Source organism: Vibrio jasicida CAIM 1864 = LMG 25398 (genome assembly GCF_000400365.1).
Classification (GTDB): domain Bacteria; phylum Pseudomonadota; class Gammaproteobacteria; order Enterobacterales; family Vibrionaceae; genus Vibrio; species Vibrio jasicida.
In genome coordinates, this window is the sequence record NZ_BAOG01000044.1 from 64348 (window position 1) to 89003 (window position 24656).

At 42.5% G+C, this 24656-nt stretch carries 19 protein-coding genes; 1 reads left to right on the forward strand and 18 read right to left on the reverse strand.

Features of this window, described 5'->3' with window-relative positions:
* Positions 1-12: 12 nt before the first annotated feature.
* The 3 genes from VJL_RS13085 to VJL_RS13095 all read right to left on the reverse strand — a co-directional run bounded on the left by VJL_RS13085 (position 13) and on the right by VJL_RS13095 (position 3993).
* Positions 13-993 carry a chemotaxis protein gene (locus tag VJL_RS13085; protein WP_038867771.1) on the reverse strand — a complete coding sequence of 327 codons (981 nt, stop codon included), beginning with the start codon at positions 991-993 and terminating at the stop codon, positions 13-15.
* 262 nt (positions 994-1255) lie between these two features.
* Positions 1256-1978, reverse strand: a complete 723-nt coding sequence (locus VJL_RS13090; protein WP_038878523.1) for a nitroreductase family protein — start codon at positions 1976-1978, stop codon at positions 1256-1258.
* A 104-nt stretch (positions 1979-2082) separates the two neighbouring features.
* Positions 2083-3993: a HAMP domain-containing methyl-accepting chemotaxis protein gene (locus VJL_RS13095; protein WP_038878526.1), complete on the reverse strand. Its 1911-nt coding sequence runs from the start codon at positions 3991-3993 to the stop codon at positions 2083-2085.
* A 365-nt stretch (positions 3994-4358) separates the two neighbouring features.
* Between VJL_RS13095 and VJL_RS13100 the strand changes: the two genes are divergently transcribed.
* Positions 4359-4967: a response regulator transcription factor gene (locus VJL_RS13100; RefSeq protein ID WP_038867777.1), complete on the forward strand. Its 609-nt coding sequence runs from the start codon at positions 4359-4361 to the stop codon at positions 4965-4967.
* Here the strand turns inward: VJL_RS13100 and VJL_RS13105 are convergent.
* The 15 genes from VJL_RS13105 to tssK form a co-directional block, all read right to left on the reverse strand.
* A complete protein-coding gene (locus VJL_RS13105) occupies positions 4964-5851 on the reverse strand; it encodes a LysR substrate-binding domain-containing protein (protein ID WP_038867779.1) in 888 nt (295 codons plus the stop codon). The two genes, VJL_RS13100 and VJL_RS13105, sit on opposite strands and share 4 nt — an antisense overlap.
* Positions 5852-6041: 190 nt before the next feature.
* Positions 6042-7421: a diguanylate cyclase gene (locus tag VJL_RS13110; protein WP_038867781.1), complete on the reverse strand. Its 1380-nt coding sequence runs from the start codon at positions 7419-7421 to the stop codon at positions 6042-6044.
* A 10-nt stretch (positions 7422-7431) separates the two neighbouring features.
* Complete coding sequence (locus VJL_RS13115) at positions 7432-8031, reverse strand: response regulator transcription factor (RefSeq protein WP_038878529.1); 600 nt, start codon at positions 8029-8031, stop codon at positions 7432-7434.
* A gap of 4 nt (positions 8032-8035) precedes the next feature.
* Entirely contained in the window at positions 8036-9190 is a 1155-nt protein-coding gene (locus VJL_RS13120; RefSeq protein ID WP_038867784.1) for an EAL domain-containing response regulator, read from the reverse strand.
* Positions 9183-12833 carry an ATP-binding protein gene (locus tag VJL_RS13125; RefSeq protein ID WP_038878533.1) on the reverse strand — a complete coding sequence of 1217 codons (3651 nt, stop codon included), beginning with the start codon at positions 12831-12833 and terminating at the stop codon, positions 9183-9185. Before VJL_RS13125 ends, VJL_RS13120 begins: the two co-directional genes overlap by 8 nt.
* Before the next feature lie 325 nt (positions 12834-13158).
* Positions 13159-15084: a diguanylate cyclase domain-containing protein gene (locus VJL_RS13130; protein WP_038867789.1), complete on the reverse strand. Its 1926-nt coding sequence runs from the start codon at positions 15082-15084 to the stop codon at positions 13159-13161.
* Positions 15081-15620, reverse strand: coding sequence for a YfiR family protein (locus tag VJL_RS13135; protein WP_038867791.1), 540 nt, complete (start codon positions 15618-15620; stop codon positions 15081-15083). Before VJL_RS13135 ends, VJL_RS13130 begins: the two co-directional genes overlap by 4 nt.
* On the reverse strand, positions 15614-17770 hold the full coding sequence (locus tag VJL_RS13140; RefSeq protein WP_038878536.1) for a TonB-dependent receptor plug domain-containing protein: 2157 nt from the start codon (positions 17768-17770) through the stop codon (positions 15614-15616). Before VJL_RS13140 ends, VJL_RS13135 begins: the two co-directional genes overlap by 7 nt.
* Before the next feature lie 394 nt (positions 17771-18164).
* Positions 18165-18521 (reverse strand): hypothetical protein, encoded by a 357-nt coding sequence (locus VJL_RS13145; protein ID WP_038878539.1) that lies wholly within the window; start codon positions 18519-18521, stop codon positions 18165-18167.
* Entirely contained in the window at positions 18518-19075 is a 558-nt protein-coding gene (locus tag VJL_RS13150; protein WP_038878542.1) for an imm11 family protein, read from the reverse strand. The genes VJL_RS13145 and VJL_RS13150 overlap by 4 nt, the downstream gene beginning before the upstream one ends.
* Positions 19076-19129: 54 nt before the next feature.
* On the reverse strand, positions 19130-19486 hold the full coding sequence (locus VJL_RS13155) for a hypothetical protein (RefSeq protein ID WP_038878545.1): 357 nt from the start codon (positions 19484-19486) through the stop codon (positions 19130-19132).
* Complete coding sequence (locus VJL_RS13160) at positions 19483-20034, reverse strand: imm11 family protein (protein ID WP_038878548.1); 552 nt, start codon at positions 20032-20034, stop codon at positions 19483-19485. The genes VJL_RS13155 and VJL_RS13160 overlap by 4 nt, the downstream gene beginning before the upstream one ends.
* Positions 20035-20036: 2 nt before the next feature.
* Positions 20037-22391, reverse strand: a complete 2355-nt coding sequence (locus tag VJL_RS27545; protein ID WP_081634966.1) for a PAAR-like domain-containing protein — start codon at positions 22389-22391, stop codon at positions 20037-20039.
* Positions 22392-22540: 149 nt separating this feature from the next.
* On the reverse strand, positions 22541-23332 hold the full coding sequence (icmH, locus tag VJL_RS13170; protein ID WP_038878550.1) for a type IVB secretion system protein IcmH/DotU: 792 nt from the start codon (positions 23330-23332) through the stop codon (positions 22541-22543).
* Positions 23329-24654 carry a type VI secretion system baseplate subunit TssK gene (gene tssK, locus VJL_RS13175; protein ID WP_038878552.1) on the reverse strand — a complete coding sequence of 442 codons (1326 nt, stop codon included), beginning with the start codon at positions 24652-24654 and terminating at the stop codon, positions 23329-23331. Before tssK ends, icmH begins: the two co-directional genes overlap by 4 nt.
* Positions 24655-24656 lie beyond the last annotated feature (2 nt).

Here is a 24656-nt window from a genome sequence, read left to right on the forward strand (position 1 = left end):
CTGTCGGATAGACTACGCAAAATTAAACACGTGTTTATCCATCATATTCACCATACGGCCTATCTCAGGCTTGGTGATGGTGTCATTCGCACCAAGAGATAATGCCTTCGCGCGGTTGTCTTCACTCATCAAAGAAGAGAACATCACAATTGGAGTTTGGTTGTACGCTTCTGTATCACGCAGTCGTTTCACTAAGTGCATGCCGTCCATACGAGGCATCTCAACGTCAGTGACGACAGCATCAAGCAACTCACGCACTGGTAAGTTTTCTTCTTTCGCCACTTCAATCAAGCTCATTAGCTTTTCATACGCTTCACCACCATCTTTACAAGTGATCACGTTATAACCCGCAGAAGCCAAGGTATCTTGAATCAAAGAACGAATAAATGCAGAGTCATCCACAACCATAATAGTTTTAGCATTACGTTTGCCAACCATTCGCTGGTTCAAATCAACCGATTTATCGCCCGTCACATCGTATTTTTCCATGCTCAGTTCTGGGTTGATGTCAGCAATGATTTTTTCGAAATCGAGAATCATGATTAAGTTGCCATCTTTACGCACAACGGCAACGACACAATCTTGCTCCCCAGCTTCTAGAAACTGGCTTGGAGATTCAACATCATTCCAAGAAATACGATGAATACGAGAAATACTGTCGATCAAGAAGCCATTAGTCATCTTGTTAAAGTCAGTAACGATAACAAACTTACGTTCTAAATCACGGCGTGTCGGGACACCTAACCAACCAGCAAGATCAACAAGAGGCGTAAGCACTTCACGAGAAGAAAAGACACCAATCATGTGCGGTTGGGCGTTCGGATAATCAGTCGTCTCTGGGACGCGAATCACTTCGCGAACCTTAGCGACGTTAATGCCGTAAAAACATGTTTTTGTGCTGCCATCTGGCATTTGTTTTTCTAGATGGAACTCAATGATTTCAAGTTCATTGGTGCCACTTTCAGTCAAAATGGTGCTGGTTACGTTACTCATAAACCCAATTATCCAAAATACGCATCAAGAAAAAGAGGCTTGATGCAATGCCACAGAGAATCACTTCACAGGCGAAAAATCCAAGAGTCCTTTTGTAGTCGTTGAGACAGAATTTGTAAATAATCAAAAGGATGCGAACTGCACACTTCTCTATCAAATGCTGAAATTTTGTCTCATTTTCGAACAAAACACATTCAACGACTCAATATCGCAGTTTACTCACTACTGTTAACGGCGTAGCGGCAGAAAAGTTTAGTGTTAATTAATGTGATTTAATCACGCTGTCGTTAGCAACGCGATGACGCTCTCCATACACGCCTTCTTCACTTCTTACACCGCAGCTGATGATCATGGTGATCTGGTCACTACCGCGTAATCCAAGAAGCTGCTTTACTCTTTTTGAATCAAAGCCTTCCATTGGGCACGTGTCGTACCCCTTTTCACGCATCGCATACATAAACGTCATCGCGGCTAAAGAAACACTCTTGTGCAAACAAACACGAATATCCGACTTACTGACTTCGCGAACCATTGGCTTATTGCGCCCCAACCACCAACTGTATAAGTTGCGCACAACGCCACGAAGGCCAAATGCATCATTGTTGTAAACCATTGGAATCAGTTTTTCGTAATACTTAAGAGCGCGCTTAGCCGCAGCGTCGTCACGGTTTTCAAAAGCTTGACGCACAGTCTCTGCGTTGCGCTTGGCGCGCTCTTGCCAGTTATGAGTCGTAGCAACAAACACAACCAGTTCATTTGCTGTTTTCGCTGCATTTTGCCCCATACAAAATTCTGCAAGTTGTTCGCGTTTTTCAGATGAAATAACACGATGAAATTCCCACATCTGCATGTTGCTGCTGTTTGGGCTCAATGTTGTCAGCTCAAGGGCATCCGCAACATCACTGTGGTTAAATTCAGCACTGCCATCGTACTTACGTACAGAACGACGGGAGTGAACAATGGATTCAAAAGAAGGTTGGCTCATAACAGACTCAAAATAGAACAAAAAAAGGGATCTTTACGTAATCGTCTTCCTCCTGCAAGCGCAAATACAAAGGCAGACACAAAATAGCGTCTGCCCTTCTTATTTTATTGCAGTTTAAAAAAGCGAATCTGATCAGAGAGGTTTATCGACATCTTCGCCAACTCATCGGCGGCTTGGTTGCTGTCTTGAATCATATTTACCGTCTGGTCAACTTGATCGCGAACAGAGACAACACTTTGGTTGATCATTTCTGCGGTCGCAGATTGCTCTTCTGTCGCGGCTGCAATCTGTGTGTTCAATGCATTCGTTTGATCAATATTTGATGAAATACTTAAAAACGCATCATTGGCAGAAGCCGATTGCTGCACAGTTTGTTCCAACATGTGCTGGCCTGCATCGATAGATTCAACCACTTGCGAGGTATTTTGTTGCAGCGTAGTAATACGATTCCCAATCTTTTCGACCGCTTTTTGTGTTTCCTGCGCTAATTGACGAACCTCATCAGCAACAACGGCAAAGCCCCGACCTTGATCGCCCGCTCGTGCAGCTTCAATCGCAGCGTTTAACGCCAACAAGTTCGTTTGTTCAGCTATGGTTTGGATAACTTCGGTAATGTCTGCCACTTCCGCAGTACCATTAGAAAGCGTCCCAACTTCTTGACTCATGCTTCCCATCTGTTCAGCAAGTCCACCAACTTGTTGCATCGCACTGTTCATAACACTCTGCCCTCTGTCGGAGACCTCCGATGCAATTTCTGCTTCCCGTGACGCTCCGTTTGCGCTTTGTGCTACCTCTGCAATCGCCACCGTCATTTCATTCACCGCTGTCGCTACTTGGTCAGTTTCCAATTGCTGGGACTGCGCATTGCTCAAGATTTCGGAATTTACTGCAGAAAGTTGCTCTGATGCCGAAGCAAGAAGGTCGCTACAAGAGATAACTTCAGAAACGGTTTTATACAGCTGCTCTTCCATGTTGTGTAACGCAACAAGCATTTCAGAAACCTCATCACTGCCTTTTGCATGCTGCTGCTCTACACTAATTTCACCTCGGCTCAATTTCTCCGCTACTTGCTTTGCAAAGATGACATTGTTCGTGATGTCTTTAGAGATAAATAGACACAAAAACGTCACTGCAGGTAAACCAATCAACAATGCCAAGGCTACATTCATCGTCGCTTGTTCTGTCGTTTGTTGAATTTCTTCCTTCAAAACATTCTGGTCATTAACTGCATCCAATTTTATTGCGTTGATTTGGTCGGCAATTTCAAAACCAATATCTTTAAGTGCATCCCAACGTTGATTCCTTGCTCGAATGGTTTCTGCAACACTGGATAACGCAGTTGAAAGGTGTCCAGTTAATTCGTTGAGTTTGTCTTGATCAAAAAAATGAAGCTGTATCATGAATCTCTTCCAGTGATCCAGCTTCGCTTCAAATTGCTCATAGTCTTGCTCGCTGTTGGTTAACAAGTATTCCGTTGCTTCTTGAGTAAGCGCCTTAAACACCAAAGTCGCATCTGCTATCACACCTCGCTCAGTTGTGTGTTTGTTCAAACGGCGCATGAGTTTGTTTTCTATCTCTTTTTGATAAGAAACTAAAGCATTCACATCGGTATTTCTTTTCGCCATTAATTGAGAAACTTCTCCCAAGTGCACCATATACTGTTCAAGCTGAGACGAAACCTTTTCAAAGCGCAACTTACGCTCATCATCCTCCGAACTTAATGCTTGCTTTTGCGCCTCGTCTTTAGCCAGATTTAACGCCTCCATTGCTTGATTGAAAAATAGGCGATCTCGGTTTGTTCGATAGGTTAATGCATTAATTCTTGCAGTTAGAAGATTCGCTTCGATTTCAGTTGCTTCAAATGCACTGCTATTAATCGATTGAAAGTGAATAAAGTTTGTATTGATTTGGTTGGTAGTAAGTACACCGACTGCGGTTATCGCAAAAAGCACCAAAATAACGGTACTTAAAATCAGGTAAAATTTGTGTTTTATTTTTTTAATCCTATTTAGCATTCCGCCTACTCCATAAGAACAGCAAGGAAGAAATAGTAAAAAACACGTTCCTTTACCGCAAATTAACACCTTTCATGAAGAAGCGGCATGTCATTGTATTTTATAGGGTTTTAAGTTTTTGTAAGCTTTTTCCGACCCCAAAGAAAGAGACGGACGTCAATGCAACACTGCGAATCTTTCATCCTGCATCTAATTGATTTCATTATTTTTACTGCGACATCATCTCACAATTGAGACAGCAAGTTTCAAATAGTGAAATTGTCATTTTCACCCGCTCGCCACGGATTTTTCCTACAATCCTTCCACATTAAATGACTGCTGAAGGGATGCGGCCAGTAAATTGAAATATAAGGTGAGGCATAAATATGAATAGCGTTCTTATTATCGACGACCAACCGTTATATAGTGAGGCTCTGGCTTCTCTCGTTCAAAGCGCATTTAAATCCGTGAATGTCGTTGAATCAACAGACAGCGCAGAGGTAATGGAGTTGATTCGTAACCAACCAATTGACTTGGTTATTCTGGATGTTGTGCTAGGTGATAGAGATGGTATGCGTTTAGCTAAGAATATTCTTGCAACTGGCTATCAAGGAAAGATCCTGTTTATTTCATCCCGTGATTATTCAAGTTTATCTAAAGCGGCCTTTGAGATGGGTGCACACGGTTTTTTGAATAAGAATGAGGCGAAAGCAACCATCATGGATGCGGTTCTCAGCGTAACACGCGGATATTCGATGTTTAAAGCGACGCACAACCAGTCCTCAGGTAACGTCACTTTATCGAATCGAGAAGCGATGGTTTTCCATTATTTAGCGCAAGGTTACTCAAATAAAAAGATTTCTGAGCAACTGTCATTAAGTGCGAAAACCATCAGTACTTACAAAACACGCATTCTGAAAAAGTACCACGCAGAATCCGTTGTTGAACTGCTCAACACCCTTCCTCAAGAAGAGTGCGGCAGCTTATGCTGTTAGACATTGACATACTTCGAGATGGCATCCGTCAGTAGCTGATGCATTGAATTGTAGCGATGAGTTTGTTTCATCTGTACCACCACTTTAGGGCGACCATCTGGGTAAAAGCTCTCTGGTACAGAGATAAAATTGAAACCGTTAATGGGTCTTTGGTATTCAAGCAAAATTGTCGCTGCACCTTGGTGTTTAATCGCCTGCAATAAGCTTGTGATATTTCCCATCGTTGCCACACGGTTAATGTTTATTCCGCTTTTCTCCAACGCGCGCTTCGTCACTTGTTCTCGATCCTTCCAACCATTCATTTCTAATAAAATGAAAGGAAGATCACACGCTTTCTCTAAATCGCTAATACCGAGCTCTTCCGGAACAACAACAACAGCTGGCGCATAACCAATAAATTGCTGATGGATGGACTTAGGATACTCTTCGTTGAAGTAGTGCAATTGCATGTCTACTTTATCTTCCAAGATATCTTCAATCGTGTGGTCGGTACTGCTTGATACAGTGATGTAAGCATTAGGGAACAAAGACATCAAATCCCCAAGCAAAAGGTGTCCAAATGAGTACTGAGCGGATTGAGGCAAACAAATCGTAATGCTCTTTTCGTATGAAAGCGGGTCAAACTCACGTCGAACTAAGCACGATTCAAGTTGATCAAGCGCCCCTGTAATTTCAGGAAGTTTACGCTTTAAATAATCCGTCGGTTCAAAATGATGTGCATGACGGATAAACAACTCATCCTCTAATTGTGTTCGCAAACGAGTGAGGTATTTACTGATCGAGGCTTCACTTTTACCCAATGCCTTAGCAACAGGTTTAAGTTGACGATGACGCTCTAACAGCACCAGTATTTTGAGGAGATTTAGGTCGAGATCTTTATTCACAGTGTGGTTACCAAGTAGAATCAAAGATTAAAGTTGTGTTTTTTATAATTAGTTTCGGCCAAATACAAAGAAAGCAGCCTTTGAATGAGCTGCTTTACTATAGAAGACCAAAGTCACGTTTTGGTCAAGTTTATCAAACTCTTATCTTTTCAATTAATAACAATATAGTCATTTACACTGATTTTCCCGTTTAAGACACAGTTTCAGAGTAACTACGATGCCGTTTTGTTTCATAAAGGTCCTCATCCGCGCGCATGATCACATCATTTAACGTCTCGTGTTCGTTGCTCATGGCAAGTCCGGTACTGACACTTACATTAATATCCAAGCTTTTTAAACGGTTCTCTGTCACGGCATTTTGCAGCTTTTTGGCCAACATCAGAGATTTACTCTCGCTGCATCCTGGTAGAATCGCAATAAACTCATCCCCTCCCGTGCGAATCAAGTAGTCAGACACTCTAAACACTTTCTTCATCGCATCCGCAATAATCACGATCACCTCGTCACCAACATGATGACCATATTTATCATTGATGCGTTTCACTCTATCGCCATCAATAGCAACTACAGTAAACGGAGTCATTTTTATCTTATTCTTGAACGCTTGTTCCTTGAACACCTTACGATTGAACAAACCAGTCAATTCATCTTTGGTTGCATCACTGATTGCATTGGCTAATTGAATTTTGCTTTCTTTGGACTCTTGCGCCTTTGAATAGTATCCATAAATAGATACAAACATGATTAGGAACAGGAATCCGAAATCAATCAGTATTTTACTGAATGGAAATTGATAAACGATTAAGTTGTTGTTATCCGCAACGTAGCTTTGTGTATATGCGAAGTCTGACCACGGGTAATGTGGGTAGTAAACAACGATGTGTTTGTTGCCATTGTTGATATCCACTTTTAGGGCTTTCCCTTCGACCTTGAGTGAATCGAGAAAAATTTGCTCTCCAAATTCACCAACAATCTCACCTTGGTAGTAAACAGGGCTAATCACACTAAATGCCCTACTCTCCGAATACGTCGTTTTAAAAGGTTTAGAAATGAGAATGCGATCGGTTAGCTGATCCTTCCATGCCGCGAGTACGCAAGAGTACGTTTGTTTACACCAATCAATATCAAAAGGTTCAGACAAGTTCTCAAGCTCTTTAATCGGATTCTCGAGAATCAATTTGCTCGCCGTATATGAACGAAAGTAAAGCACGACATCAATTCGTTCATAAACGTTTGCTAAATACCCTTCAGCCTCGTGCAGTACTTTCCGCGCAATCGTTTCGACATAGTCCAGTTCGCTGCCCGGCTCTAACGCGTAGATCGCATCTTGAAAACTGAATTCCGTCAGTTCATTAATCTCATGAGCTGTGGAACCTTCATAACGTGCCAATTCAGATTCCATCAATAGACCAAGTAAGGTGACTTTTTGCTTGGTCTTGGATATCCCCTGAGTGTAAATCTTAAACTGCTTCACTTCATGGGAGATCAACATCGCACCGATCATGGTCATTGAAGTGGTAAACAAAAGCGCACTAAAGAAAAAAGACAAATAAATATTTTTCAGGTTCATCCCTTACCCTTTAAGTATCCACGACTTTTGAAAGCTCCACGATGTTCTTCACGTTGAACTTATCCATGACTCTGCGCTTGTATGTACTGACGGTTTTGTCACTGATCGACAGAACATCGGCAATATCTCGGTTACTTTTCCCTTGTAGAAGTAACTTCATCACCGCGCTTTCTCGGCTTGATAACGTTGGGACATTTCGATGCTCTTCCACTGTTTGTTTGAACTTGAAGAATGAATACCCTTTCGCAACCGCCTCTATAGCGTCTTTTAAGATCTCGTGATTTTCGGATTTACAGACATAACCATCGGCCCCTGAACGGAATGCCATTTGACTATACATATGGCTAGTCTCAGCAGAAAAGAAAATCACTTTTCCGCTAAAACCATGGGATTTAATACGTTTATAAAAGTCGTAACCATCACAATCAGCAAGGTTCACGTCTAAGATAAGCAGCCCGATATCGCCTTCTTTAAGCATTTTTAAAGCTTCTTTTGAGCTTGTTGCCGTCATCACTTCATTGGCGATACCTAGGCTTTCAACAAGCGATTTAATGGCGATACAGACAAGTGGGTGATCATCAAAGATCAGGCAGTTTATTTTGTTCATCATTCTTTTAATTCAGTATTGTTATGGCTTCTAAAGGCATTGGTTTATCGATGTAATAACCTTGGCAAACATCGATCGTGTATTGGCGCATGGCTTGCAGCGTAATCTCGTCTTCCACCCCCTCTGCGACGACGCTAATGTTGAGACTTTTTGCTAGTGCACATATTGCGAGCACGATGTTTTTCTTTTTCGGGTCATTCACTAACCCCTGTATAAACGAGCGGTCTATTTTCAGTTCGTTAAAAGGCAATTGAGCGAGTTTTTCTAGCGATGACGAGCCAGTACCAAAATCATCGATACTCACCGTCACGCCATTCATTCTGAATTTGAGTAAGTTTTTGTAGAGTGCGGCGCTGGTCTGAAAAGTATCACGCTCGGTAATTTCTATTGTAAATTGGTCTGGGCTGATGCCGTTTTCGTAACATCGCTGAATAAACTGGCTTGCGAACTCGCAATCTTCAAGATTATCGTGGTCAACGTTGATTGAGACTTTTTGAGTGAGTCCACGATGCTTAATGTCGTATAACGCGTTACTAAACACGGCATCAAACAACTCGGCGGACAAATGACAACGTTCAACAATCGGCAAAAAACAATGTGGTGGTAAAACACCATAGATGGGATGAAACCAACGAGCCAGAGCTTCAAATCCGATAATGTCACCACTGTTCGCGTCCGCCAGCGGTTGGTAGTAGTTTTTGATGCGTCCCTCGCCAAGCGCAAACAAAAACTCTTGGTCTTGAACGTCTACGCATTGGTTAAATTTGGTGCTTTTGACTGGTTCTAGGTTCACTTGAGTCAGCATATCGATGACTTGCTGCTCTTCGTATGGTTTCAATAGCTTTCCAAGCACTTCAAAACTAAAGCTTTCACACATCGCACGCACGGCTGTCACTATCGTCAGCTCCATCGCACTGACTAGAACAACTTTGCCTTTGTAGCCAATTTGATTGAGCATCTCCATCATGTCGATGCCATCTTTCTCTGGCATCTGTAAATCACAAAAGATGACATCTAAATTGTTATGTTTCGCATGTGCTATCGCATCGTCGACCTTATCATAAGCAGCAACATCAACACCGTTACGTAATAACATCTGCCTTAACAACGTAATCTGTAGAGGATGGTCATCGATCACCATCGTGTTCAGTGGTTTATTCATGAGCTTTAATCCAGTGTCCTGCGAGGTTAACTTCGTGTTCTATCCGGTCAATAAGTCCTGTGACGTGCGAATCGAAATCCGCGTCACTTGCCTGTTCGGCTTCAACACATAACTCAGCTAAGATAGTGACGCCTATCGCCCCTAACGCCCCTTTAATACCGTGAATAATTCGTTTCTTCTCTTGTTTACTTTCTGCCGCTTTTAAATTGGTTACGTCTTGCGTCATCGAGCTTTTAAAGACATTAGCGATCTCTTTTGCATCCTGCGCTCTAAACTTCTCTAGCCATTCAGGCCAAAGATTGTTTTTTTGTTCACTCAAGTAAGGCAGCAATTTCACCTTAAGCTGCTCAAGGTCGTATGGCTTAAAGAGAATGTCGTCGATCCCTATGGTTTTCGCTCGTTCGTTTGCCAGACGGGAATCCTCTGCGGTCACACCAATAACTGGGATTTTAGATAGCTCCTCATTTGCTTTGAGCTTGTTCACCAATTCAAAACCATCCATCTCCGGCATATGGAAATCGGTTAATACCAAGGTAACGAATTCGTCCTGATTTACGTATTGCCATGCTTCTAAACCATTGCTCACAATTACGGGTTCTATGCCGAGTTCTCGTAGCTGCATGGTTATGACACTTTGGTTTATTGGGTTGTCCTCTGCGACCAAGACCGTACCGTGCTTCCAAGAGACCTTATCTACTGGCTTAATCGGCTCAACTGTCGGTGTACAACCTTGGCTCAACAGACTTAACAACGTATCTGGATATTTTGCTTCTACTGCGGTTAGTGAACATATGGCGTCACAACCGCAGTTCAAATTAAGCCCTTGGTACTTCCCTTCCTCAGAAAATGTTCCAGCAAGGCTTGGGGAAATATCGGTTGCTTCCATTCCCCATACTTCACACCAATCGCGAATATTGGCAGGCAATGTCGGCGAGTAGCTATATACAATAGAAGGTTGCGCTTTGGGTTTGCAGAGCTTAACAGGCAGTTTAACCACGATGGTCGTCCCCAGTCCCGATTCAGAGTTAATCTGAAGGTCTCCGCCCATGCATTCCACAAGGCCATCAACAATGCTTAGCCCTAAGCCTGTACCCCCAAATTTACGAGTGATCGTATCGTCCGCTTGAACAAATGGTTGAAGAATCCCATCCAACTGCGCTTCCGTCATACCGATGCCGGTGTCGGCGATTTTTAGAATCAGTTGTTCTTGATTGAGCGCAATGCTAATCCGTATCTCACCATCAGAAGTAAACTTGACCGCATTTGATAAGATGTTCGTCGTAATTTGTACGAGTCGAACCGCGTCTACTTTTAACCAAGGGTTGGTAAAGGGTTTAACAGTCACTCGGTAATCCAACCCCTTACTCTGCGCTTTGGGTTCAAAACTACGCACAACATCACATAAGGTTGTAATGACGTTGGTTTTTACTGGTGTCACTTTTAATTGTCCTGCTTCAAGCTTTGAATAATCCAGGACCTCGTCCACCAGCACGTTAAGGTGATTAAGAGAACGCATGGCTTGCGTGATGAGTTCTTTGTTGGTGTCGCTTCGAGTTTGACGCTCTAATAAGTCGAGTAACCCATGCGCCGCAGACAGTGGCGTTCTTAGTTCGTGGCTCATGGTCGCTAAGAAGTTTTCACGTGCACGCACTGCCGTTTGAGCTTTTTCCTGAGCATCAATCAAGGCAAACTCACGTTCTTTTTGTTCGGTAATATCTTGAAGAACCGTTAGGACAAATTTTTTCTTGCTGCTTGGTGAAAGGATGGTTTTTCGCTCGCGGTACACATGCTGAATACCACCTTTGCAACCGGTGGACGCGCTAGTATCGGTAATGCGTTTACCTTCGATTACTTCACGCAGTTCAAGGGCATTATCGACCAACGGTTTTGCGGTTTTTCGGTCGAGAATGGTGCAACCATTGCATCGCCGATTAAGGAACAAAGAGCAGTTACTCATTTGAATCTGGTTGTCTTCACCATGGATGAATACAATGCTGTTTATCTCTTGAATGATCCCCATCAACCACTGTTTTTCTTTCTCTTCATTAGTGGCATTGAGCTCAGCAAGGTTCACTTTCAGCTTGAGGTGCGCCAATACGAAGTAGACGACGGCGAGAAGCACCGCAAAAATGACCGCGACAAACAGTACAATGGTGGTAATCTCTTCTTCATCATAGCCATAGACAAGGTTGAAATTGCGGTAAGTCCGGTTCAACTTGTCGATCTCTTTGGCATCAATCGTATCGATGATGCTATCCAAGATTTTCTTCAACTTGGTATTGTGGTTGGCAACGGCAAAGGCAATCGACAACGTCAGAACATCCTTTTCGCTGATCAACAGTCCATCAATGTTATCTTGCGCAATCATGCTGTGAACAATATCGTCAGGTACGTAAGCCACATCAATTTCGCCGTTCTTTAGATCACTAAGAAGTAGCTTCAAGTCGTCATAACGAGTAAAGCGCTCTTCCTTCCATGAGTCTAAGTTAACCAGTCCCTGTTTTTTTAAACTCATCAAAATGCCTGACGTCGCATCGTGAGGAGGATGATTCTCCACATCTAGCGCTTCAATCGCAACAAAGTTATTGTGCATAAAAGGCTTCGTAATTAGCCAATCAGACGACCGAACATGATCAACATAGGCGACAGGAACAAGGTCAGAGGAAAACGCAGTCAATCCACTATCTAAGCTGTTCGTGGGCTCTATGTACTCAAATTTTAGACCTGTTCTTGAACGAATTAGGTCGATGAAATCAGGCAGGAAACCGTCTAGGCGAGCCGTGTGTGGATTGCGATAAAGAAACGGGAACGCTTCTTCGCTGCTGCTGTAAGTGATGGCTTTATTACTATCGAGATCACGACGGTACTCGACTAATAGTTTGTCGTTAACATGATATGGGTTCTTCGACGCGACCGAGCGAATATTCTTTCCGCGACGTTCCCAGCTCAAGATCTTATTGATTCGGTCGACCAAATCTTGGTTTGATTTTGAAGTGATAAAACTGACTTCTTCCTCGTTGAGCCAACTCGGAATGTCTACTGCCCCTTTTACAATATCGTTTTGGTCTAAATATTGATTAATGGCGACATACGTTGAGATAAGTGCATTGGCACGACCACTGCGTACAGCTTCAAATGCTTTTAGGCGCGTTTTTACTTCACGTACTTTGGTTGCACCCGCCTCTCTAATGTAGCCACAATAGACACTTCCCTCGACACAAACCCACTGAAGCTCTCGAGGATCACGTTGATTATAGTTGCTATCGCGGTACCAGACCGCAATCGTGCTGGAGAAAAAAGGTTCTGAAAATAAGAAGTGGCTAATTCTTTCTGGTGTTTTGCTAAAACCTACCGCGCCATCAACCGTACCATTTTCGATGTCAGTTAACAGGGCAGGAATCGTGCTATAGGAACGAAGCTCCAATTTCAGTTCGAGGACCTTGGCAATGTTAGTCAGATACTCAAGGTTGATCCCGTAGAAAGCACCGATTTCATCCCCTATTTGGGGATTTTCTGAATGCTGAGCAATAACGCCAACAACAACCGTTTCTTTTGGCTCATCCGCGGCAAACGAAACGTTTGAAGACGCAATAGCAATGAATGCGAAAATGAATACGATGTTTTTTCTAAAAATGCTAAGCATAACTGGCTTCCACGACTTGGGAGCTCAGACTAATTTGCACAGCTTAAATGTCAAATTTCGAAACTTAGCGAATTAATTTTATCTTATTGATAAGATGATAATTTTTAATAATTAGTAAGGACATTCTGACAACATTATCCACCTTGGACTACAACGAAATTGCGTTCACCATCTCACCATCAACAGAACGCCTTTCGCTCAAAAACCAAACAGAACAACATGCGCTCTATTCTGAAAAGATAAAATGGACAATGACGTACATTTAAAAGCCACACCTCTATTTGCTCGTGTTTGACGCTTGTTCGCATAGTGTGTGGCTATTAAGTTAATCCAAAATACAAGCAGGCTCTAAACAGGCTTGGTACTGATTCTTACCGCCCTTTTTCGCAAGATACATAGCCATATCCGCAGCGTTAATTTGGTCATCCAACGTCGAGTTATCTTCTCGCGCCCAATAACTCATACCGATACTTGCAGAGATATAGCAAGTGATATCGCCAAAGTAAAAGGGCTTCGCTAGGCTTTCTATGATGCGATTCGCGATCGGCTCACAACTCGAAGCCTCACGAACCGCAATCAAAAATTCATCGCCAGCAAGACGAGACACAAGATCCCTTCTCGCCACACAGTTGACCAAACGTTGAGCAACGGCTTTCAATAATTGATCGCCAACCGCATGACCGTATTGGTCATTAACCGCTTTAAATCCATCTAGGTCTAAGAATAAAATATGCTGTGAGGCACCCACATCATGCTTTTCCTGGAGTCGACGTAACGCTTTTGAGCGGTTGGCTAAGCCGGTTAATGGGTCATGGTTTGCTTGATAATTTAAACGTTTTAACTCGATGTCAATCGTCAAGTCCGTAAATGAGACCACAAACGCTTCTGCACGTCCATTTTCACTCTTCAAAGCGCGAACCTTCAGCTCACACGGCATCACACGCCCTTGTTGGTTTTTTACATCAACGTGCGTTTTGTAGTGACCCGTTTTCAATAACCTTAATTTAATCGCTTTCGTCACTTCAAAAGGTGAAAACAATTCTAGACCTTTTAATGCATTAACCTCACCAAACCACTGTGTCGCAGATTGATTTTGAGTTTGAACGCTTAAAGCTCGATTCAATACCAATATGGCGTCTTGGTTTTGATCAAACATTAGATCGAGTAACTTACGTCTTTGCTCCGATAGCGTTTGCTCCGTAATGTCTTGAAGCTGAATCAAGCTACTCTTTTCTGTGTCCATCGGGTTACAAGAGATCAAATAGCGCTTAGTCTTGTCAACACTACGAACTTCTAACCCTTTCACTGTAGTATGCGTATCGATTGCAAACAGGATACGCTCTACTTTCAACATAGGCTCGAAGTGACTCATCAAGAGGCTTCTCGCATCCGAATTTGATTCCATCCCTTTTAGCTCTTTTGCCGCTATAGGGTTGAAGTACGTCACCTGGTGATTTGACGAAACTACGAGTACGCAACGTTGCATTGCGTCGAGTGCACTATGGATATAACGGTTTTTATCTTCAACACGCTTTAACACTTGCGCCACTTGTGATTCACGTTCAGCCAGACTCATGGTCATTTCATTAAAGCATTCTGTTAGCTTACCAACTTCATCTTGATGATAAACTGGCAATGTTTTTCGGAGGACCCCGACACGACTCATATGCTCAACAGAACGATGCAACGACAGCAATGGCAATGAAATTAATGAGTGTAGTAACTTTGCCAGCGCCCACGCACACAACGAAAGTAAGAAAACGATAACGCCAAGCGATAACCACATTTTCCGTTCGTTTATTAATAGGTTCTCTAAAGAAACCCATATTTCGAGTGCGCCCAACTTCTCATCACCTAATAAGACATCGTTATGACGCATCACAACGTTGAGATGTGAACAAATCACCTGACGCTCTTGCCAGTGGCAACCTGCTGGCAGATCTTCTATCGACGCAATTGTTTTGTCATGCTGATTGATCACGACCGCGGAAATAATGTCAGGGTCGAAACTCAGGTTGGTCAGTTGCTCTTTTGCCGTGTATGCATCATCAAACATCAATGCCGCTTGTAGCGTGTTCGCCACCCCTTGGCCAAGAATATCAACACGACGCTCCAACGCCTTTTCTTGTGCAAGTACCACGTATTGAATCGCGAGCGTACCAAGACCAATGACAATAAGAGTAATCATTAGCCATGTAGGCAACATCATCTTATGCCTTAAAGGCAAACGAGCGAGACGAGAACGGATCATGGCGCGACCTCATCTTCAACCAATAAGGAGATACTCAATAGTTGGGCACGCAGTTGTATCTGTGTTGGCGCGACGTGACTACGAGATACCATAGGACGAATACGATTGTTTACCTTAACAAAGGCGACCATGCCCCCTATTTTCACGAACTCTTCGCCATTACTGATCAACAACGAATGAGGGTATTGATCGCGCAACAGTAAGATTTGGGACTTCTTTGCTTGCGGTATGTACAAGATATGGCAGGTGTTCGGCGTCACCGGATTTGATAAATCATAGTAACGAGATAACTGCGGCTTACGAGCAACGATGTTTTTAAGGTGCTCGCCAACAGAGTCACTTTCAGACACACAATACTCAACTGGGGCGATGGATTCTCCCGTCGCTATCCAATCGGCGAGCAAAGCAAAACGATATAAATAAACGGCTTTCAGATCCGCATCATCGTATTGAGCAAAGGCAAACGTCGCGCTGAGCAGTGCCCAAATCGCTATTACCCATTTCACTGCTGAGCTTCGCTCAAACCGTTTTACCATTGAGCGTAGTTCCAATCGAGCGTTAGCCAGTATTGCGTTCCATTAGCGAAAGGGTTGTAGTTGTTGGGAAACTCTTTGCTTTGATCTGCACCTAGATTTTCTACCGACGCTGTAATCTGTGGCAAACAATCGTTGTATTGCCAACTTACCGATGCATCAAAGGAAACCACTTCCGGCCAATTGTAGTCTTTATTCGCTACGTTAACCGGATTCAAAGCCGACTCGTAATCATCGTGTAACTTAGATTCAGAAACATACTGACCAGTCACACTGACCCACCATTGTGGCGTGATGTCCCACATTACCTGTGCGTTAACAAAATGATTCGGTTCATTTTCAATCATACGTTTCACGGCCTTGTTGTTAGAGCAAATAGTACCCTCACAATGGCCAACAATACGCTTGTAACTGTAATTGGCGTTTATTTGAATGTCTTGACGAGGTTGCCACTTCACAGAAACCTCTCCACCAAAACTTTCACTCCAGATCGGATCAACTAAGCTGGATGTGTATTGCTCTACAACAGTACCAACCGTGCCCGGTGATGAGCCACCAGTAACAATCGCTTGTGTCGCAGAATCCGTTTTATAAACACGAATATTTTCATGACGAGTATAAAAGCCACCAATATTGAATTGCAGTTTGTTCTCATCCCACAAACGGTATCCAAGCTCGTAGGTCGAGACTGATTCTACATCTAGGTCTTCATTCCCTTTTAATAGGTAACTGTAATAGTAGTCATAGTAATTACCGTCGCTGAACTGTACGTTTTCCATATAATGGTTTTCACGCATATACGTGTTCAGTTCCAATCGTGACGGCGTCACTATTGCTTTACCCCAACCCGCCCACAATCGTTGATTATTCGCGAGCTCATAACTCAAACGCACCTGTGGTTGAGGATCGACATGATGAGTAAGGTTGTTGTATTGCCAGCGATTACCTAATGTCAGTTTGGTTCTCTCGTCCAACGGAATACTCCAGTTGGCATACAGACCATACGATTGGTTGAGAAAATCTGGACTGTCCGATAAGCGCAAATAAGGCATCGTCATTTCATCGTGTTTATCGAAAGTTCCAAACTGTTCATCAATAAGCCGAATATTGGCACCAACAGTAAACTCGGTTCCCCATAGATTTGAAAAGGTATAATGGGAGTCTAGATCTGTTCGGAAAAATCGCGCATTATCGTGTGAAATGTCGTTAGAGCTGTAGGTTAACCAAACTTCATTTTCCCATCGGTCTCCGCTAGGACGATCAAAAATATGATGCCCCCCAACGAAGTACTCTTGCATGGTCATTTCGGTTTCATAAAAGTTGACCGGTTCTGCTCCGGGCATGACAAAGTGAGGCTGATAATTACCCCAGTTGTAGTCTTCGCGAGAGCGAATACCACCAGCTTGTACACTCAACGTGTGTTCATGCTTTTGATAATCTAATCGGCCACCAAAGCGTTCAGTGTATACGTTAAAATGTTGCAGCGGAGCCACGCGAGCTTCATCACTTGTCCAAGGCATGTGATCAACAAACTCACCATAGACACTGTAGTTGGTGTACTCACCAATTGATCCTGCATGATGCAATTGATATTCACTGTAGCCATAATTACCAAAGCTTGCTGACACCTTCCCTTTTGCCGAGCCTTCTGCTTCTTTAGTTATGACGTTGATGACTCCTGTCACGGCATTACCACCCCACACTGTCCCTACCGGGCCCAGAACGATTTCTATTTGGGCAATGTTGTCCATGCTAACGGGAATTAAATCCCAATTAACACCGGATGACATTGGATTGAACACACTGCGGCCATCTACCATGACCAACATCTTGTTGTTAAGTGTTTCATTATTGCCACGCACACTGACCCCCCAATCGTAATTGGAGAACTTGGCGACATGAAGACCAGGTGCCAAAGATAATGCGTCAGCCACAGAACGAGCACCAGAGCGTTGGATCTCTTTGGCTGTAATCACATAAACCGAAGCTGGCGTGTCCGCAAGGGATTGAGAGGTACGAGTTGCCGAAACAACTTTTGTGTCTGCTAACGAGCACAGTGGCATCTCTAGCAGGGAATCAAGATCATAGTTAGCATCAGCTGGAGCAACAGCTACAAAAGTGGATGCAATCACGAGGTTTAACGACAAACGCATATGGGTTTTCTCAACGTTTGAACGCTAAATATCAATGTTATGGGGAAGAGGTTCAAACGCTAATTTACAGTGTATCTATATGAGTACAGTGTACCATTTGCCCTAGTATGGTTCATTTTAAACCAACGCCAATTACGCTGAGTTATTTTTGTCGAGACGATTAATTGACGTACCAGATAGTGGGTGCTGGGTGTAGAGAGTAAAAAGCGCCGAAAGGCGCTTATTGTATATGACTTACCTGGAAAATAGCTCACAAGCTTAACTGTCTATGCATCATAGTTATTGGTTTACAGCAAATAAATGCATCATCAGATTGTGAAAGTAAAGACCACAATATTATTGCTTACTATATAAGGCTAATAAGCAAGCACATTACTTTGCACTCACTATGCTACTAACCGAAGCGATGCTCTATTATTTTCGGGGATTGTTTAGACAATTCCCCTGCCAAATCAGGTGAAAACCTTAAAACACCTTCTTCATAAACAATACCGTAGCTATCATGTCCAGTATCATACTGACTTTGGAGAACAGCAGGTAAAAAAACATACATGTTTTCAAAACCTTCGCCATTTGCTTCATAAGAAACTACAGTTTGCGAGCAAAAATCGGAAGGCACTTTTAAAGTATCCCTAACAAATACTCCAGGTGTTGGGAAGAAAACGAGAACTAAATCAGCAACTTTAGGGAACAGTGAACTCGAGATGGTTTCCTGAAACATACCATTTTGCTTATATTTCTGCTCTATCATGCAAACTCCATAGGAATGAATTCAATACCAGCAACACCTTCAGCCTCAAGCGCGACCTTAACACGCTCACTTACATAGTAAGGGTCTTTATAAGTTGATAAGGTGAAGCAATCATGCTCGATATTAGCTGATTTAAATTTATCTAAGTCTAGAATCTCTTCCAAAACACTAGAATATCCGCCCAGTGTTTTACTGAAATCCTCTGCCTCAGAGGCATCAGGATCGAGCAGATCATAATGAGCCGTCACATTAATGAAAGCAAACTCAGTTAAGACATTATCATTTTTTACGTCGACAGGGATAAACTGTATACCACTAAACCCTTTATCAAAAAAAACTTGTTGTACTTTTTTACTTGCCAACATTCCTATGGGAACTTTTAAAAAATCAGATACTCCTTTTTCGTCATACTGCGTGTTCAAATAAACTGTTGGCTTATTTTTTAAGTACTTAAATTGAGGTTGGTAGTATTGAAGTACAGAGTTCCATGGGCTTTTGACAGTAAACGTCCCTTCGCCTGATTCGAACTTTTCAAATATTAAGTAATAATTCATTTTAATAACCTAGCAATAAAAAAGCGAATGCACTTTAGCGCACTCGCTATGTTGCTAGCCGAATCGATGCTCTATTGTTGTAAGAGACTGTTTTGATAAAGCCTCAGCCAAATCAGGTGAAAGCCTTAAAACGCCTTCTTCATAAACAATACCGCAGCTATCATGCCCAGCATCATACTGACTTTGAAGAACAGCAGGTAAAAAAACATACATGTTTTCGAACACTTCACCACTTTTCTCATAATATGCAGCCATTTGTGCATAAAATGTATTTGGAACGTTCACAGTATCCCGAACAAAGATTCCAGGGGAAGGGGAAAAAACTAAGACTAAATCAGCTATTTTAGGAAATAGTGACTTCGAGTCAGTCTCCTTAAACATACCTTCTTGCTGAAACTTTTGCTCTATCATGCAAACTCCATAGGAACAAATTCAATACCCGTTACTCCTTTAGCTTCTAAAGCTGTCTTTACGTCCTCACTTATGAAACAAGCTAACTTATAATTTGATAAGGTAAAACAGTCATGTTTTATTTCTGCTTCGAGAAACTTACTCTTATCTATCAAAACATCAGAAACTCTACCATATCCACCATAAATACTTTTAAACCTCTTCGCTTTCGATGCATTGGGCTCAAGTAAATCGTAGCTAGCAACGTAATTCATAAATGAGAAACTAGACTCTACACCTTCATTGTGAACTTCTACCGGAATGAACTGAATGCCTTTAAATCCATTCATTTCAAATACTTCTTGAACTTTACTACTAGCTAAATATCCGAGTGCAATTTTTAAAAAATCAGACATCCCTCTCTCTTCATAAGCCTCGTCTACCGTTAACACGGGTTTATGAGTTAATAACTTAAATTGAGCTGTGTAAGAATCTAATTGCTGCGGCTCTTGTTCAGAAAACGAGCCTTCACCTTTTTCAAATTTCCCAAATAATAAATAGTATTTCATACCTAAACACCTAGCTTTGATGCAACTTTACCCTTGTAAGTAATACGTTTGAGTTTTCCATTTTGAGTCACTCTAAAGTCGTGATGTAACTCTATGTTTTTCCGAGAATTCAATCTGTGAATGCATGTTTCGCTTTGTGCAGTTATTGATGCATGAGTCAATTGATTACAACACCCTTTCCCACCACTATCATAAGTATCATGAAATTTATCATTCAATGCGCCGTTTCGACTAAATGTAATTATATCTTCATATATATCATTACTAATATCTATTAGTTCATCACATATATCTTTTGCTGCAGCCTTATCACAATAGTACGACGCATGGATAGCATCTGAGACCAATTTCAACTGAGTTTTCACGTTTATTGTGTAAGGACTAGGATGCGGACCACTATGCAAAGGTAGTTCATAAAAACATGCTAATTCAGGAATAGTCGGCAGGACAACAATATTGTGCCAATCATTTAGCTCATAGCCTAAAGCAGGTAATTTTTTATACAATAGCGAATTATTTTTCATTTCATCTACGGTAATTATATGATGAGCAGCTAATATACTCCCTACAGAAAACTTTTGTCCCTGATCTATAACACCAGCTAACTGTGCTTGAATGAACTGTCGTTTCGCCTCTCCCTTATCCCAAAGATGCTGTGGTCTTTTGTAAGCTCTCCCATCAGGCGCTAAGTCATAGCATCTTGCATATAACGGATGTATATAAGGAGAGGAACTAAGTCTTCCATTATGCTCTTTCAAAAAGACCCAAGGATAGTGTTTGTTCTTTTTTGTTCCTCGTTTTATGAATCCAAATTCACTGTCACTTTTCTTATAGTACTTCCCTTTAAAGCCTTTCTCTTTGCAATAATTAGCAGTGGAATCACCTTGTTTTTTCTTTCCTACCTTTTTATCGCAGAGCCAACACTCATCAGGCTTCTTGTTTTTCTTATCTTGACTTACTTTTTCATCATGTTGTGGAGACTCCGCACTTCCTTTACTAGAGTGAGACCCAGCATTGGATTTGTTTTTTCCTCTTTTTAAGCTGAGATCAATCTTGTCTTTCAAAAACATTAGAGCATCAGGTATGTGCTGCTGGGCTTGCTTTTCAACAGTTTCAACTTGAACTTTGAAATTGATGATTTCAGTTGCATACTCGTTGTAACCAAATAGCGAAGCTTTTTTCGCCAATTCATCAAGAACTTCAGTAAAACTAAAAATTGTTTCGGAAATAATTTGAAGGACTTCGAACTTGATGGCGTTCCAATCAAGATTCAAGATAAACTTCTCAACATCACCTTTACCGTACTCTCGAAGCATTGCGAAAAGGTCATCTCTAGACTTATCGTGCTTTACTGCTTTACCGACGCCTTTCATGACAGAACCTATCGTGGGTACTGCACCAATACCCGATAATGCGAGATCTAACCACGCATCTGCGTTGTCTTGGTTTTCTTCTTCCGTCAAAAATAAAATGTTTGCCGTTATATCCCTGGCATCTAGCACTTGGTCAATACCGGGTATTACTCCCAGCATTGTATTTAACATTATCTGACCAGTTGTAGGATCTTTATTAAAGTCCCCTACAATGACACCCCATAGCCAGCCTCTTACAGTCGAAGCCTGATTTCTGGTGGCTTCCCAAAAACCAACTTCTCCTATTTTGGTCTGTTCGATCAACAAATGAGGATCAAAACTATTTTTATAAAATGGATTTTCGTTAATGTACTTTTCATCTGGTTTAAAGTCTCTAATATCCTCTCCATACTCAATCTCAAATATGCCCTTAGAAATACCGGAGATCGTTGCTGACCCCTTTGTATCGAGGATTCCTTCAAACACAGAACCTGAAGCGTCGGTCAACTTATAAGGGGCTTGAAAACCTTCACCATCATCGTAAGTTACCTTAACAACAACCGTATAAGTCCCTTCCTGATCTTCCGTAACAGAAACCGATGGGTTTTGTGCGCCGCCCAAACACATGGTGTTGGCTTTATTCATGGTCATTTGATCAGACAGACGACATACGCCCTTGCCTTCAAACTTAACCGTTGGTGAGGCTGAAATGAATTTTGCTTCGGCTTCTATCGTGCCGGATGCGACGCCTTTTTTATCGCCGCCCGCATCACCGGTACTTTTTGAGAATGTACTGCCTTTGATTGCGACACTGTTGCCGCCATCCATAGAGATAGTCGTAGTGCCACCAGCAAGGTCTGCTGATTTAGCATTGTTGCCATAAGGGATAGGAACGATCGGCTTGCCGACCTTCGTTAAACAAACATCTGGGAGCGTTGCATTCGCTTCACCACCTGAGCCTTTATGAACTATTGAAAGTCCATTTGCACCAACTGTTACGCCCATAACCAATCCATTTGAATTTTGTTGATTGAATAATAAAAGAGATCGCATATTGCAATCTCTCTAAATGACTAGTGAATTCCACTAAATCGCCAGTGATATTCACGATAAAGTTTAAAACTGGCAGAAGATCTCAATTTGAGATCTTCTGGTTATTGATACATTTCCAACAACTTTTGAAACTTAAGGTCGATCACCATGTAGGTCGCGACATACATGACCACAAAGGTAATCGCGCTCACCCCTAAAATCAGCTTGGGTGAAATCACCCTTTTTAACGGCTTCTTAAGGTATTTAGCTTTAAGGTTGACTAAAGATACTTTCTCTTGCTCGGCTAAACGTTCATCACGCACGAGTCGATAGATAGTGCTGCCGATTTCCGCGAGTTTTTCGTTGCCTCGCTCTTCACGTCCGTACTTACCTTGGAAGCCAAGTTGAAGCAGTAAATAGAGAAACTCGATGACGTGTCGGTACTTGCGAGGGTCTGCTTTTAAGCGCTCCAAAATCACGAAGAACTTGTCACCACCAGAGGTCTCATTATGGAACTCTGACAACAAACTGTTCTGGCTCCAATGACTGTTTGCTCCCCACTCCTGACGACAGACAGACTCATCTATTGCTGCGCACAAGCAGTAGCGGATAACCAAAATAGATGCGCGATCCAATTCCATTTCGTTGAGCTTACGCTCGCCCTTTCTAATCTCACGAGCCACCTGTTCACGAAACGGCATTGGGTCATCTAGCCATGGAATCGATGACATACAAGACAGACTCGCGATCAACCAAGAGAATTGGTCGACTAACGGGTTGATACCCATACTCTCGATGTTGAGGTCTTGAACGGCGATATTGCGCGACAAATCAGGCGCTGGCATCACCTCCATCGGTTTGCCAGGCTCTGGTTGAAATAGAACGACGGTTACATCGGTTTCTGCATAACTCATAGACGTACTGCCCAAAGTTGCAATGACAAGTTAGCGAAATCACCCGCGACATGAATCGCAATCGCCGCTGTGTTTTTCAGTGCTGACCACTCTTCGCCCGTCTTATCGAGTTCGAAATAGGTGTAACCCGCATGGTAAGGCAGCGCACGAGGTACAACTGGCATTGGTTTGATCTCGATACCTGGTAACTGCAGGTTAATCAGATCACGAATATTATCGATAGAACCGATCTTCGTTTGGCTAACAAACTGGGTATGTAAGATATCCAGTGTAACATCGGCTTTAACGGCAAGAATAAAGGTCGTAGTATCGATGATCTTGCTGTCTGGGATTGCTGCTGTTCGAATGCCGTAATTCTGATCTTTTAGTGTCAGTGGCATTGCTCGTTGCTCAGACATCACACTTAACGTCATCTTCGCACTATCAAGAGCACGTGATAGACAACTGGTTAAGTCACCATGATTGTATTTAGTAAACTCAATTGGTCGACGCGTTGCTGAACAAAGCGTTGAAAGCTCACCTTCTGCTTGAAGGAGAATTCGATACAAAGATTCTGGGTGGACCCCTTCTGCACTCGCAAAGTGCCAAAATAACGGCTCGTATCGGTTAAGCGCTTGGAGCAGCATAAAATCAGAAACTGAAGATACGCCTTGCTGGTCGACAACACCTAAACGCTGAACGATAGACTCTGCGCGGTGTTTCAACATAGAAGCAAATTCAGTCGCGAACTTGTTCAGTACGGTTGAAGCATGAATATCAATACAAGTCGGAATAAAGCTCTCATCTAAGATAACACTGCCATCTGGCTTAACTTCTGAAATTTTTAGGATCGGAATCGATGTGTATGCGCTCTTGTCTTCATGGTCATACATCAAACAGAAGTTAAGCTTACCAACTACGATGTTTGCCACGTCTTCTGAATCATAACAAGCGTCAACCGCTTCTTGAGATTCCATTGTGTAACGTGCGCCGTCTTTCTTCGTTCCGAACAGTTCAGAACGTTCTGACGGTAATGGACAACAGAGATAAACCACTTTGTCGGCAATCGAAGGGTCAACGTCTTTCACTTCTGGCAATTCTGCCAACAGTGGCAAATCAAAAGGCGTTCTGTCTTGCAAAATACCTTCTGCCCGAGTGATGCCAATCTTACCCAGCGCAAGTAACTGCGAGTTAATTTCTAAACGCTTAATGCCCCAATGCAGGGGCGAGGCGTTTGAACTCAACATACTAGAAAGTTTACTTTGTGAACGATCGAGTTGCTGAAAGTGCTGCGGCTTCATGAACATTCCATCTTGCCAAACAACTGGATTGTATAAAGACATGC

Coding starts and splice junctions, on each gene's coding strand:
- VJL_RS13160 (WP_038878548.1), bottom strand. CDS start 20,034: ATGAAATACTATTTATTATTTGGGAAATTTGAAAAAGGTGAAGGCTCG.
- VJL_RS13135 (WP_038867791.1), bottom strand. CDS start 15,620: ATGGTAAAACGGTTTGAGCGAAGCTCAGCAGTGAAATGGGTAATAGCG.
- VJL_RS13115 (WP_038878529.1), bottom strand. CDS start 8,031: ATGATGAACAAAATAAACTGCCTGATCTTTGATGATCACCCACTTGTC.
- VJL_RS13090 (WP_038878523.1), bottom strand. CDS start 1,978: ATGAGCCAACCTTCTTTTGAATCCATTGTTCACTCCCGTCGTTCTGTA.
- tssK (WP_038878552.1), bottom strand. CDS start 24,654: ATGTCTTTATACAATCCAGTTGTTTGGCAAGATGGAATGTTCATGAAG.
- VJL_RS13145 (WP_038878539.1), bottom strand. CDS start 18,521: ATGATAGAGCAGAAATATAAGCAAAATGGTATGTTTCAGGAAACCATC.
- VJL_RS13125 (WP_038878533.1), bottom strand. CDS start 12,833: ATGCTTAGCATTTTTAGAAAAAACATCGTATTCATTTTCGCATTCATT.
- VJL_RS13120 (WP_038867784.1), bottom strand. CDS start 9,190: ATGAATAAACCACTGAACACGATGGTGATCGATGACCATCCTCTACAG.
- VJL_RS13095 (WP_038878526.1), bottom strand. CDS start 3,993: ATGCTAAATAGGATTAAAAAAATAAAACACAAATTTTACCTGATTTTA.
- VJL_RS13100 (WP_038867777.1), top strand. CDS start 4,359: ATGAATAGCGTTCTTATTATCGACGACCAACCGTTATATAGTGAGGCT.
- VJL_RS13140 (WP_038878536.1), bottom strand. CDS start 17,770: ATGCGTTTGTCGTTAAACCTCGTGATTGCATCCACTTTTGTAGCTGTT.
- VJL_RS13155 (WP_038878545.1), bottom strand. CDS start 19,486: ATGATAGAGCAAAAGTTTCAGCAAGAAGGTATGTTTAAGGAGACTGAC.
- icmH (WP_038878550.1), bottom strand. CDS start 23,332: ATGAGTTATGCAGAAACCGATGTAACCGTCGTTCTATTTCAACCAGAG.
- VJL_RS13110 (WP_038867781.1), bottom strand. CDS start 7,421: ATGAACCTGAAAAATATTTATTTGTCTTTTTTCTTTAGTGCGCTTTTG.
- VJL_RS13150 (WP_038878542.1), bottom strand. CDS start 19,075: ATGAATTATTACTTAATATTTGAAAAGTTCGAATCAGGCGAAGGGACG.
- VJL_RS13130 (WP_038867789.1), bottom strand. CDS start 15,084: ATGATCCGTTCTCGTCTCGCTCGTTTGCCTTTAAGGCATAAGATGATG.
- VJL_RS27545 (WP_081634966.1), bottom strand. CDS start 22,391: ATGGGCGTAACAGTTGGTGCAAATGGACTTTCAATAGTTCATAAAGGC.
- VJL_RS13085 (WP_038867771.1), bottom strand. CDS start 993: ATGAGTAACGTAACCAGCACCATTTTGACTGAAAGTGGCACCAATGAA.